General features: G+C 57.0%; 12 protein-coding genes. 10 read left to right on the top strand and 2 right to left on the bottom strand.

The window, feature by feature from the left end; all coding sequences use genetic code 11:
- Positions 1-228: 228 nt before the first annotated feature.
- Positions 229-1,755, bottom strand: coding sequence for a hypothetical protein (locus MWH26_RS11450; protein WP_247974391.1), 1,527 nt, complete (start codon positions 1,753-1,755; stop codon positions 229-231).
- 138 nt (positions 1,756-1,893) lie between these two features.
- On the bottom strand, positions 1,894-2,127 hold the full coding sequence (locus tag MWH26_RS11445) for a hypothetical protein (protein ID WP_188558266.1): 234 nt from the start codon (positions 2,125-2,127) through the stop codon (positions 1,894-1,896).
- 164 nt (positions 2,128-2,291) lie between these two features.
- Between MWH26_RS11445 and murI the strand changes: the two genes are divergently transcribed.
- From murI to MWH26_RS11395, 10 genes are all read left to right on the top strand, one after another.
- On the top strand, positions 2,292-3,122 hold the full coding sequence (murI, locus tag MWH26_RS11440) for a glutamate racemase (RefSeq protein ID WP_247974390.1): 831 nt from the start codon (positions 2,292-2,294) through the stop codon (positions 3,120-3,122).
- 61 nt (positions 3,123-3,183) lie between these two features.
- Positions 3,184-3,885, top strand: coding sequence for a Cj0371 family chemotaxis-regulating polar lipoprotein (locus tag MWH26_RS11435; RefSeq protein ID WP_247974389.1), 702 nt, complete (start codon positions 3,184-3,186; stop codon positions 3,883-3,885).
- Between the two features lie 71 nt (positions 3,886-3,956).
- Positions 3,957-5,141: a glutathionylspermidine synthase family protein gene (locus tag MWH26_RS11430; protein WP_247974388.1), complete on the top strand. Its 1,185-nt coding sequence runs from the start codon at positions 3,957-3,959 to the stop codon at positions 5,139-5,141.
- A 347-nt stretch (positions 5,142-5,488) separates the two neighbouring features.
- Complete coding sequence (locus MWH26_RS11425) at positions 5,489-6,025, top strand: CsgE family curli-type amyloid fiber assembly protein (protein ID WP_247974387.1); 537 nt, start codon at positions 5,489-5,491, stop codon at positions 6,023-6,025.
- A 29-nt stretch (positions 6,026-6,054) separates the two neighbouring features.
- Complete coding sequence (locus MWH26_RS11420; RefSeq protein WP_247974386.1) at positions 6,055-6,495, top strand: curli production assembly/transport component CsgF; 441 nt, start codon at positions 6,055-6,057, stop codon at positions 6,493-6,495.
- Positions 6,496-6,516: 21 nt separating this feature from the next.
- Complete coding sequence (locus tag MWH26_RS11415; protein WP_247974385.1) at positions 6,517-7,926, top strand: CsgG/HfaB family protein; 1,410 nt, start codon at positions 6,517-6,519, stop codon at positions 7,924-7,926.
- A 206-nt stretch (positions 7,927-8,132) separates the two neighbouring features.
- Entirely contained in the window at positions 8,133-9,086 is a 954-nt protein-coding gene (locus MWH26_RS11410; RefSeq protein ID WP_247974384.1) for a hypothetical protein, read from the top strand.
- A 352-nt stretch (positions 9,087-9,438) separates the two neighbouring features.
- The gene (locus MWH26_RS11405) at positions 9,439-10,035 is read left to right on the top strand and encodes a hypothetical protein (RefSeq protein WP_247974383.1); all 597 of its coding nucleotides are present in this window, start codon (positions 9,439-9,441) and stop codon (positions 10,033-10,035) included.
- 146 nt (positions 10,036-10,181) lie between these two features.
- Positions 10,182-10,520, top strand: coding sequence for a curli-like amyloid fiber formation chaperone CsgH (gene csgH / locus MWH26_RS11400; protein WP_244696744.1), 339 nt, complete (start codon positions 10,182-10,184; stop codon positions 10,518-10,520).
- An 80-nt stretch (positions 10,521-10,600) separates the two neighbouring features.
- Complete coding sequence (locus tag MWH26_RS11395; protein ID WP_247974382.1) at positions 10,601-12,130, top strand: carboxypeptidase regulatory-like domain-containing protein; 1,530 nt, start codon at positions 10,601-10,603, stop codon at positions 12,128-12,130.
- Positions 12,131-12,931 lie beyond the last annotated feature (801 nt).

The raw sequence follows: 12,931 nt of genomic DNA, 5'->3' as shown, positions 1-12,931 counted from the left end.
ATGGTGAAATAGTGAGGTGGTGCATGACGTGTCGTGGCGAGCGGGGCGCGGCCATTCCTCCTGACCAGCGTGCTACCCCTGGAATTGGGACAAGCGTTTGACGACTGTGCTAGCGTCGAGGGCTTGTCACGCTATTTGGTGTCTGGTCGTAAGAGAGGAAAGATGGCTTCGGTGCGCTTGCTATGACAGCACTTCACGTATTCGCTCATTCGCCACCTCACCATTGCACTATCTCACCTTATATATCCGGCAGTGGAAGTTACACGCCTGTAGTTGCGTGCGCATGGCCGGGGTAAACCCTTCGAACCCGTAGGCCGGTAGGGTGAGAAAGTGGGGCGCATCGAGGAGGCGGTGGTAGCTAGCCGGCGCGGCAACTGGCTGGCAGTTTGAGCTGAGCAGAGGATACAGGAAAGTGAAGTTGACAAGTAGCAGGGAGTCGGGTGGGGTAGCGGGCGGGGCGAAACGGCGCGCAGGGGGCACCGAGTAGTTTAGCAAGGGGCCAACGCCGCCTTCATTCAGGTAGCGCAGGGGAGCAGTGGGCGGCAGGTGGTAGGCGGCCAGCACATCGCGCGGATAGGCTAGGGCCAGATACGCCCGCCCGAAGCGCCCCAAGTGTACCAGCGCGGCTCCCACCAAAAGAACAGTGGCCGCCCGGCGCAGCAGGCCAGGGCGTAGCAAGTGCAGGGCGGTACCGGCATACAGCACCAGAAATGGCAGGAAGAAATGAACAAGTCGGCCGTAGAGCACCAGCTGATGGGCAAAAAACACGAGGCTGGCGTGGCCCAGCCAGGCGACTAGCGGCGCCAGGGCTACCACCCGGGTAAGCGGCGCCGGGTGCTTCGTGAGCAAAGCCCACAGACCAGGTAGCGCGAGCAGCAGCAACAGGCCACCCGTCGGTCCCTCCACCTGCCAGAGGTAGCGCGGTAGAAAAGAAAACCCTTCGCCGAAGTCGCCCTGATTTACCGTGGCCGGCAGATGCTGCAGGGTGCGCAGGTAGGAAATATGCCCCACCCGCGTCAGGATTTCCAGCGGAGCCACTACCAGTCCCGCGCCGGCCAGAAAGCCTAGCGCTGCCCGCTTCCATTGCGCCCGCCCGGTGGAGGCCAGCAGCATAGCCCCCGGCAGCAGAGGAGCGAAGTAGTAGCCCGGATACACCGCAAACGCCAACACGCCTAATGTGCCCGCCAGCAGGCCCCGGCGCCACGGGCTGCGTAGCGCCGCCGTGGGGGCAGAGAGGAGCACCAACGCCAGTAGCACCAGGCCCAGGGCCGTATCATAAGGAAACAAGTGCCGGACGTAGAGCTGGCTACTAGCCAAAGCCGAATACACGACCAGAACCACGTCGGCCGCGGCAACGGGCAGCCAGCGCCGGGCCAGCCGCCACAACAGCGCCATGTTCAGCGCCAACACCAGCCAGCCAAAAAGTTGGGGCAGTAACAAGGAGGCCGGGGAGGTAGGCGGTAGGTGCCAGAAATACTCAAGTGCAACCTGCCCGGCCGCCACAGGCAGGCGGAGCAGGGCATCGGCGGGACGGCCCTGGGTGTTGGCCAGGTGCAGACAGGCCAACTCGAAGTGGCCCTCCAGCATGGCTGCTACCGCCTCCACTGATTTTAAATGCCGCTCTTCATCCGGAAATGCCAGCGCCCCTCCGGTCGTCATGGCCCAGAGGCGACCCGCTAAAATCAGCAGCAGAGGTAGCCCCGGCCAGAGCCACCGGCCTCCGGCCGCCCGCGCCAGGGCAAATACGTTGGGCATAAAAACAGCGTAGCGGTTGCCGGCAATAAGCAGCCGCACCAAAAGGAATAAGCCGAAGCTACAAGAGGATATGCGACAAAGGCACGCGTTATGAGCCAGTTCGGGCCAAAAGAACCGCCTCCAATAGGGCCTGCAAAGTTAAATCACCCGCACTCGGTCGCGGTTGGTGTCGTCGCGCAGGATTTCCAGGCCCCGGTACGCCAGCGGGCGGCCGGTGTTGTGGGTGAGGGGGCCGCCATCGGCGTGCAAATGCGCCACATCGAGCACCAGCTGGGTGTATTTTCGCTCGCCTAACTCAATGGCGACGGGGCGGCCTTGGCCAGAATCGAAGCCAGCCAGGGCTTGGTCAATTTCTTCCAGAACTTTACTCATAACTCAGGACGGCACGCGTGAAGGCAGGAAATATAGGAACTTGTCGGGATTGTGTGCTAGCGGCTGCGCATTATCCTACGTAAACCGGCTGGCCTGACCTGTCTTGCTGGCGCTGCGCCGCCGCTTGGCACGGACCTCAGAACACCTCGTACCTTCGCCCGGCTATGGCATCAACTTCCCCTGACTTAACTACGCGGCCCATCGGCGTTTTCGATAGCGGCATTGGCGGCCTTACGGTGGCGCGGGCCGTTAACCGCGTACTACCCCACGAGCGACTCGTGTACTTCGGCGACACGGCCCACCTGCCCTACGGCGACAAAAGCACGGCGGCTATTCAGGCTTACTCAGTCAAAATCTGCGACTTACTGCTCAAGCAGCAGTGCAAAGTGATTCTGATTGCTTGCAACTCGGCCTCGGCCGCCGCCTATGAGCTAGTACGCGAGTACGTGGGCTCCAAGGCGCGGGTGCTGAACGTAATCGACCCCATTGTGGCCCACGTGGGTCAGCAGTACGCGGGCCGGACGGTGGGCCTCATTGGCACCAAGCAAACCGTGAACAGCAACGTGTACCGCAAAAAAATAGATGACTTGGATGCCGGCGTGCAGCTGCAGAGTTTGGCTACCCCGCTGCTGGCCCCCATGATTGAGGAAGGTTTTTTTGACAACACCATTGCCGGCAACATCATTGAAAGCTACCTCTCCAACCCCGGCCTGGAGGGCATTGAGGCCTTGGTGCTGGCCTGCACGCACTACCCGCTCATCAAGCAGCAGATTGCCGAGTTTTACCAGGGCCGGACGGAAGTGCTAGATGCCTCCGACGTGGTAGCGGCCCACGTGCAGCGCTACCTCACCGAAAACCACCTGGCTGCCCGCCCCGGCCCAGCGGCCTCCACGCACCATTTCTACGTATCAGATTTTACCCGATCTTTCGAGGAAAGCACCCGCATCTTTTTCGGGCAGGAAGTACACCTGGAGCACTACCCGTTGTGGGAGTAACGTGCCGGTTGCCCCACTCGCCCGCTTTCTATTATCCTTCGTCCTACTTACCTGACTTCCTATGAACAAGCCGTATTACCAACTCGGAGACTGGCGGCGCAACGTATTGCTGGTGGCAGCCGCCACGAGCCTGGGCCTGCTGCTACCCGCCTGTTCCGGCAACTCGTCTGACACGGAGCAGACCGCCCAGGGTAGCTGGGGCAGTGAAAGCAATGGCAACGCCGACTCCTACTCCGAAGGCGTTATCACGGAAATGACGGAGGTGAAGCCCGGCGAGTGGAAAATTACCGCCGAGCGGCCCGCCGGCAAAGAGGAAGTAGCCGCCGTGCTTCATCATTTCGATGGCAAGGTAGATACGCTGCAGGGCCAGGCGTTGCAGCGGCAAATGCAGGAGTACACCCGCGTAAACCCCGAAAACCGCGTGGGCGGCACCAGCATGATGGACATTCTCATGTGGGGCGGCATTGGCTACATGGCTGGCCGCTTCTTGACGCCCAACGTAGGCGCCTACGCCAACCCGGGTCTGGTGCAGCAGAACAACGGCTGGCGCGCCCGGGTAGCGAATGAGCGGGACCAAGGCCGGGGCTTCTTCGGCCGAGGCTTCGCCGGAAACCGAACGGCTGCTTCTTCCGGCATCCGGCCCAGCTCTAGTGTCACGCGGAGCACGGGCTACGGTCGGAGTAGTATCCGCAGCAGCGCCCCTAGCTCCAGCCGCAGCTCGGGGTTCGGCAGTCGGGGTGGCAGCCGCGGGTTTGGCGGCTAGAACCTAAGGTGCCAGCGCCCCAGCCGCGCCAGATACGCCTTGCTCTTTTACTCCGTTAGTTTGCCTTCCTCATGCCGAATACAATTCACTTATTGCCTTTATCGGGCGACGTAGCGCCTTCTGTGCGGGCCTTGGGCTGGGAGTGGGCGGTGGAAGATGCCTGCCAGAACTACGTGGCCCGCGAGGCCGTGCAGCTGCCCGAAGCCGAAGCCGACGCCTTACTGCAGGCCACGGATACGCTCTACGACCTGCTCGTGCAAAGCATTCCGGATGAGCTGCCCGACACGTTTCTGCGGGAGCTGGCCATTCCCGAGAACCTCTGGCAGGCTGTGCGCCATTCCTGGCACGATGAGCGACACTGGCACCTGTACGGCCGCTTTGATCTGGCCCAAACCCCCGATGGCCCCAAGCTGCTGGAGTTCAACGCCGATACGGCCACTGGTTTGCCCGAAACCGCCGTAGTGCAATGGGCTAGCCTTATGGCGGCTAATCTGGCTGACGATGACCGCCAAGCCAACGGCCTCTTTGAAGGACTGCAGGCCCAGCTGGCCCACTGGCAAGAACTGAACGCCGATCTGGAGCCTACCTTGTTATTGCTGCACCTACCCAATAGCGCCGAGGATGCCACCAACTGCACCCTTGTAGCGGAAGCCGCCGCCGAAGCGGGCTTTACTCAGGTGCACATCTGTTCCGTAGATGAAATGCAGGTAGCCGTGCAGGGGGAGGAGCGGGGCGTGTGGGCCCAAACCGCCCCCGAGCAGTGGCAACGCTTCAGCTTCGTATTCAAGCTGGTGCCCTGGGAGCTGCTGGCCGAGGAGGAACCCGACCTCACCCGCGACCTGACGGAGCTACTGCGAAGTCGTGACGTAATCATTGCCAACCCGGCCTACTCCCTGCTATTTCAAAGCAAGGGCATTCTGGCGTGGCTCTGGCAGTGCTTTCCGCATCATCCGCTTTTGCTGGAGGCGTCTCGCTCGGCTCTGACTGGGCATCAGGTAAGCAAACCCGTGTTGGGCCGGGAGGGGCAAGACATTGCCGAGCTAGGAGGCGCGGCGGGCGCGGCCAGCTCCGTAGCTGGCGACTACGCTGATCAACCGATTATCTACCAACGCTTTGCCGAGCTGCCCACCGATGCCAGTGGTCGTCTGTACCAAGCTGGGGTTTTCTGGGCGGGGGGCGCCTGCGCCATTGGCTACCGCCGCGAGGTCGGCATTATTACAAACCTGTCGGAGTTCGTGCCGCACGTGCTGACGTAGGGCCGTCGCCACAGCTTAGGCATTGTGCCGCGCTCTTCACCCCAAATGGTGAGGGGCGCGGCACACTTGTTTTTACGCTACGTGATATTATGGCAAGAATATATTTCAATAAATATAGTTTCAATGACTTGCATTATTTTGCTAAATAATTACATTTATACCGTCGTGTTGGCTACTACTTCACCACCGGCTTCTTTCTCTTCTTTCCAGCTTCTTGTCCTGAGTCAGCTTTGCCGTCTGAAGCTTCCTTGGTCGCATTTTACGCTCTTGTGGTGATGGCCTCTGCATCCAAACCAAAGTCATCCAGTGCTGCCCCTACCCCTATATTCTGGTGGCGACCTTGGGTGATGGGGCTCAGTTGTTGGCTTCTGCTCTGCCTGCTAGCTACCCGGGCACAAGCCCAAACTCCGGCTAAGCCTGGCCCCAAGCCCAAAGTTCAGAAAGAATCGGAGGCGGCTCCGCTGTCGGCTAAGAAGCTGGAGGAAGCCCTGCAGCTGCTGCTTAAAGCCACCTCTGACTCGGCCCAAAACCGGCAGCGCCGGCAGTTCCGTCCCACGGAGATTGAAGGGCTGGTGATGGACCAGACCATTACCAAAGTCGGCCACGACTTCTACGATGAGTTCTTTACCAAGTGGGAGGCTCCCGCAGAACTCGGCGACTATACCATCGTGATTCGGGAAAAGCCCGCCCGAGGCACCAGCACACTGATATCGGTTGAGGTGAACGACAACGAATTGGTGGAGCTACCCCTGCAGCCTAAAGCCGAGGCTATTGAAGAAATGGCCGCCTACGCCCTGGAGGTTGCCACCAGCTTTTTACAACAAACCCGCAACGAAAGCCGGCAGCTAGAGCGCGGCGGCCGCGCGCCGGTTGAACTTTTTTAATCTGCTACCTCACCCACATTCCTTTCTATATGACTCAGTATCTACTACGAGTAGCCTTGGTAGTAACGCTGGCCTTGGGCGCCCACTGCGCCACGGGTCAAGACCTGGTATATGAACCCAAAAACCCTTCCTTCGGGGGTGGCAACACGTTCAACTACGCTTGGCTGCTCAGCTCGGCGCAAGCCCAGAATACCATTGATGACCCGGCGGCTACCGTGAACAACCCTTTCCAGCAGGATCCGCTCAAACAGTTTGAGCAAAACCTGAACCAGCAGATACTAGGTCAGCTAGCCCAGCGCCTAATTGGCAACCAGTTTGGGAGCGGCGGCAATGGGCAGGGCTTGCAGGCCGGCAACTATACGGTTGGTTCCTACCAGATTAACGTGGTTCCTTCCAACGGAGGCTTCTCCATCCAGATTACCGATACCAGCACGGGTAATCAGACCACGGTAACCGTTCCCTACTTCTAAGCGCCGCTTCCCGGTAGCCCTATGTTGCTCGTTGTGTATCGTCGGTTGTTGGTTGTGTTGTTGCTATCCGGAGCCGTTACGGCTTGTGCTCCGTACTTTCATCAGCCCTTTAAAGTAGAGCAGGCCCGGCTGGGGGCCGAGGTACAGGGCAACCAGTTGCTGCGGCAGCTGCCCGAGCCGCGGGAGCGAATTGTAGCCGCAGTGTACAAATTCCGCGACCAAACCGGGCAGTATAAGCCCAGCCAAAATGGCTCGAGCTTTTCCACGGCCATTACCCAGGGCGGCACGAGCATTCTGCTGCGGGCCTTGGAAGAGTCGCGGTGGTTTAACCCTATTGAGCGCGAAAACCTGGGAAATCTGCTGAATGAGCGGAAAATTATTCGCTCTAGCCGGGCTGAGTACCAGGAAATGACGGGCCAGCGCCAGCCGGCTCTGCCTTCCCTGCTGTTTGCCGGTATCATCCTCGAAGGCGGCATCATCTCCTACGATGCTAACCTAATTACCGGGGGCGCGGGTCTGCGCTACTTTGGGGCCGGCGCCTCGGGCCAGTACCGGCAAGACCGGGTGACGGTGTATCTGCGGGCCATCAGCACCAGCACGGGCGAGATTCTCAAGACGGTGTACACTTCCAAAACCATCTTGTCTCAGCAGGTTGACGCTAGCTTGTTTCGCTTTGTGAACTTCAAGCGCCTGCTGGAAACCGAAACCGGCTTCACGTACAATGAGCCCACGGAAATGGCTGTTAAGGAGGCCATTGAAAAATCGGTGGAGGCACTGGTGTACGAGGGAATTCAGGAGCAGCTATGGGCCCCGCGCAATGAGGCCGACCGGAAAGGCCCCGCCCTGGCCGAATACCTGCAAGAAAAGCGGGAAAATGCCGACATAGATGTGCTGGGTCGGGTGCAGCGCGACCGGCGCGGCCGGATTGGCCTGGGCCTGAGCGGGGCTACCATCCGCTACAACGGCGACTTTAGCCGACCCCAGGTGCGGGGCGGCGGCGAGCTAAACCTGCGCTACCAGGCGGCCAACCCCAAGTTCTCAGGAGGCATCAATATCGGCCGCTTCGAGTTAGGCGCCGGCGACTTCTACCGGGAAACCTTTAACTACCTTGAATTGAGCGGGCAGTACCGCCTATTCCCGCGCGACCGGTTCACTCCTTATATAACCGTGGGAGGAGGGGTGACTACCCGCGCGGCTGGCGCTACTACCCAAACGGCGCTAGGGCATGTGCTAGGCGGAATAGGCATGGAGGTGTTGCCCACTGACCGGGTAGGCATAAGCCTAAGCGTTGATAACCACTATTACCTGACCGATCAGCTGGACCAATTAACCCTTGGCAAGTACAACGATTCTTACTGGGCTCTTCGCGCTGGCTTTACTTTCTACCTGGGCCGAAACAAAGGAAAAGTAACACCAGCGCCTGTTCGTTAAGCTCCTCTGTGCGTCGCTTATAAGGGATTTCATATATTCATAAAGTTATTATATAATTATGTTGGTAAAAATTATAACAATATTTATTGATGACGTCTTGACTTTTAACTTTTATAATATATGTTTGTATCATTCCTCCGGAGGGAATAAGAAATAGTGATTTAGTTCAATAAAAGTTGCCTCCCATTCCCCAAATCTTCCCCACCATGAAAAAAATCTCGTTCCTCGCTGCATCCCTTCTAGTAGCCGGAGGTGCTTTCGCCCAGGGCAATACTCAGTCATCCACATCTACAGGTAATGCAAACAGTGTTACAGTAACGCAGAGCGGTAGCTCCAGCTCGGCCGTTGGCACGCAGTTGGGTAATAGCAACGCCCTCACCCAGTCACAGTCCGGGGGCTCCAGCAACTCTGCAACTTCCAATCAGCGCGGTGATTCCCAGCGTGCCTTCCAGACCCAGGTAGGTTCCTCGAACACGGCCAGCGTTCGGCAAGGTGACGGCATGCCGCTAGACAATGGCAACCTCTCTACGCAAACCCAGACCGGTAACAGCAACAGAGCTTCCGCTCAGCAGCTCAGCGGTGCCAACACCTCTACCCAGGAGCAGACGGGTACTACGAACGAAGCCACTGTATTCCAGAGCGGCAGCGAAGGTAACGTAGCCCGTCAGCGTCAGCGCGCTTCTATTGATTATAGCGCCCAGGACAACAAAGCTAGCATCTCGCAGTTGGGTAGCGGCAACAACGCCGACCAGGACCAGCGTGGTTTGTTCAACGAAGCTACTGCCATCCAGGACGGGGTTGGTAACCGCTCTGCCCAAACCCAGGGCGTAATTGTGCACAGCTTCAATGGCCGCGCTTTCGTGGAGCAGATTGGTAACGGCAACTCGGCCTCGCAAACCCAGGTGTACGACAACCAGAACGCCCGGATTGAGCAGACTGGCAACAACAGCGTTGCTGTGCAGGAGCAGGCGTCGCTGGTTGACTTCCAGGCTGGCAATAGCGCTTACATCGACCAGGATGGTGACAGCCACTTCGCTCGTCAGCGTCAGCTGGGTGCCGCCAACCAGGCCAGCACCTACCAGGGCTCGAATGGCAATAGCAGCGACGTACTGCAAGTGGGCAACAACAACGTAAGCGTTGTAAAGCAGAACCACCCGTAGTTTCTGCGCTTAAACGTCCTGCCTAACCGGTAGAAGTCAGGTAGCACCTCTTGGAACCACCGGTTGGTCTGGGGGTGCTACCTACACGTTTAAGCCTACCCCTTGTAGCAGTTGAGTTGGCTTCTCTTGCTTCGTGCTTTGCCGGCTCCATGTTCCAGTTTTCTTCCTACCGAAAGCACCATGCCTACCCTCCAGTGGCAGGGTGCTTTTGGTCGTTAAAAAGAATTTTACCATTTGTATTTTTTTATTAAAAAATAAACCTATTTTTATAACGCCTCACCGTGGCTTTTGCCTCTATATTTCTATAAATCAGAGTAGTTACTTTCCTTTCATTGGTTTTTCCTTTTTGCATATGAAACCTACTACTGTGAAGTATGTACCGCTGGCCCTGCTGCTAAGTATTGGGGCCGCGCGGGCACAGGGCAACCGTGACCCGGACGGCGTAAGCACTGGGCAGCAACTCATTCAGGCCTTTGGCACTAGCCAACTGACCCCCAGCGAAGTGGCCGCCAGCGCAGCTGGTGTCAACCAGGCTACCCTGGTTCAGCAGGGCAATGCCAACGTGAGCACCATCAGCCAGACGCTGCTTAGCGCAGGGCAGGGCAACATGGCGGCCGTGCTGCAGAACGGCAACAACAATGCCGCCGCCGCGCTGCAAAACGGAGTGAATAACCGAACTACCATCACCCAGATCGGCAACAGCAACGTGGCCGTCAGTGATATTACTGGTTACAACACCGAGTCCACTGTTCTGCAGAACGGGAACCGCAACCAAGTGGAGCAGCAGCTTATCCGGGACAGCCAGCGCTACACCGTTGAACAGCTAGGCAATAACAACAACTTGGTGCAGCGCGAAACCAGCGGTACTACCCCTGGCTACAACGTGACCATGAAGGGGAACGGAATCCAGATTATGATTGAACAGGGCCGGGTTTCCCGTCTGCCCTAGCTCTAAGCACCACCAGGCCGGAATGGCTGGTATAAATCCGGCCTGGTGCTGCCGAGTGGTAGTAGCTTTTTCCAACGTGTACCCTCACCGCTAGCGTTGCTAATGCCATGAAGAGATACCTGCTTATTGCCGCTTTACCCTTACCCATGTCTATGCAACAAACGCTACCTGCTCAACCGGAACCTGCGCCCTGTCAGGCCCGCCTAGCCACCCACCAGGAAGGCAACATGCTGACCCTGATAGGGGAGGGGCAGAACAACACGGCTCACCCCATGCGCCTGCGCTATGAGCTCCTGACCAGCCGCCAGGGCAAAGCCGGTACCTCGCGCAATGCGCAATCTGGTAACGTAACGCTGGCCCCCAACCAAAAAGCTGCTCTATCCCAGACTTCCATCAACATCGCCCCTTCTGATCATTACCAGATTCATCTGCGCCTCTTTGATAGCCAGAACCATGTAGTAGCCCACGACTCGCTGCTACAATAACACTATATCTGTTCCTGCTAACTCTGGTACCCTCTCCGCTAGCGTTGCGCCCTGTTCCGCCTTCCACCCATAGCCACTCTATGTTTTCGTTTTTACGCCTAGCAACCCGGCTGCTGCTGGTTCTGTTGCTTAGCCAAGGTTTGTTTGCTTGTGAAGATACTACCGTTGAGCCTGGGCAAAATGGTACGTTAGAAGGAGTGGTGCTGGATGCTGTAAACAATCAACCCGTTGCTAACGCCGCTATTACCACCAACCCCGCTACCTCTTCCTACACCACTGATGCTCAGGGAAAATTCGCCATAGCAGGCGTGCCCTTGGGTAAATACGCCCTAAGTATCCGCAAAACGGACTACAAGCAGGAAACGGTAAATGTGCAGGTAAACCAGAATACTCCAACCGAGGTAAAGGTTATCCTGGAGCGGGCGGCCGGGTCGAACAAGCGCCCCAACGTTCCCACTACCCCAACGCCCACCGACCGGGCCACCAACCAGCCCACGTCGGTAACGCTCCGCTGGCGCTCTACTGACCCCGATGGGAAAACAGATACTCTTCGCAACGACGTTATCCTTTACGAAAGCGGCTCCACGGACCGTCGGCAACTGCTGAGTAACTCCCGCGACACGACCGTAGTGGCCAGCAACCTGAAGTACAATACTACCTACTTCTGGCAGGTAACCGTGCGCGACAAAGCCGGCGAAACGGTGAAGGGCGACATCTGGAGCTTCCAAACTAGGGCCCAGCCAGACAACCGCTTTTTGTTTGCCCGGGAGGAAAATGGGAATACCGATGTGTATTCCTCCGATGAAACCGGCGCCAATTTGCTTCGCCTCACCAGTTCGCCCTTCGTTGAAACCGCCCCGCAGCTAAGTCCTAACCGCGACCGGGTAGCCTACACCTCCAACGCAACCGGGCAATTCCAGATTTACACAATGAACCGGGACGGCTCCGATGCGCGCCAGGTAACCCTGATACCTGTGGATGGCTACTTTAACCAAGGAATCGGGTACCGCTGGTCGCCGGACGGGGCGCAGCTATTATATAGTAGTTACAACAAGCTCTACCGGATCAACCGCGACGGTACCGGTCTGACGCTGCTGGCCACGGCGCCCCAAGACCGCCATTTCCGCGAATGTGACTGGACGGCCCAGGGAAACCGTATCGTCGTGCAAACGGTAGGCGTCAGTGTATACGACGCGGAACTCTACCTGTTCAACGCCGATGGCTCGAACCGTACGCTACTCGTCAGCAACTTGCCGGGCCGCCTCGACTCGCCTTCATTCAGCGTAGATGGGCGGCGGGTGCTCTATACCCGGGACTTGGATGGCTACGAAGATGCGACGGGCCGGCAGCTAAACGCGCACATCTTCACGCAAAATCTTGATGGCACCGGAGTAGTGGACGTGTCAGCAGGCCCCGGCGGAACGTCTTCCACGAGCAAGGCGAACGGCTTCAACGACATAGTGCCCCGCTACGCTCCAGATGGCTCAAAGATCATCTTCGCGCAGGTTAACAATGTAAACCGCTCTACGCCCGATGTTTACAACGTAGACCTGGACGGCCGCAACCGCACCCGGTTATTCCAAAATGCCACCCTGCCTGATTGGAAATAGAAGACAGTAAGTTAAGATGAGGACGCAACGGAGCAAAGCACACAGCTTTGCTCCGTTTTTTTATGCCCTAACAGTTGATGAGCGTTTGTTCCGCGGCATTTGCTTAATGGTAGTAGCAATAACTCGTGGGCTGTGTAGGAAGTGTTTCACTTGGGTATTAGTGGTGAAGCCCGGTGCTACGATAATATACTAGTATGCAATTATCTATATAATAGATATTTAGCTAGCGTATTTTATTAGCCGCCTATCGTTTACCTTTGCGCGAAGGTCATAAATAGTATGCAGGATTACGCACAGAAACATGCATCTTTGCATTTAGCACAGAATAGAAACAAAGCTGGAGTGTAATTCTGCTTTCCTCTCTAAATGAAAAATCATATTCTATACTTAATAATATAAAGTAGGACTTCGTTGAGAGTTGATTGGCATGAATTGTGATACTCAGCCGCCTAAAGCAGTATATGAGAAAATGTAAAATGTATTATATAACCATTGAAAAGTACTAGTCTTTGGTATAATATCCCCGTATGTGTGCGTGGATCGACAGCCGGGTAGCAAGTCAGCTGTCAGACACCGTATCTATTTCTTACTCCTAGTTTTCTTTTGCAAACCTTCCCTTTCTATAACTCATGAAAAACAAGTACTTGAGTAACCACAAGCGAGGCCATTTGAGCCGCTTATGGGTCCTTCTGGTAATGCTGCTGGCCCTGCCGTTTATGGCGCAAGCGCAGTCGCTTACAGTTAGCCCCGCTACAACTGAAACTAATCCAGATGATTACGGCTCAGTTGCAATTGGGGCAG

The sequence above is a fragment of the Hymenobacter sublimis genome (assembly GCF_023101345.1).
Classification (GTDB): Bacteria; Bacteroidota; Bacteroidia; order Cytophagales; family Hymenobacteraceae; genus Hymenobacter; species Hymenobacter sublimis.
The sequence above is the reverse complement of the archived record's forward strand: the minus strand, read 5'-3'. Positions and strand labels throughout refer to the sequence as shown.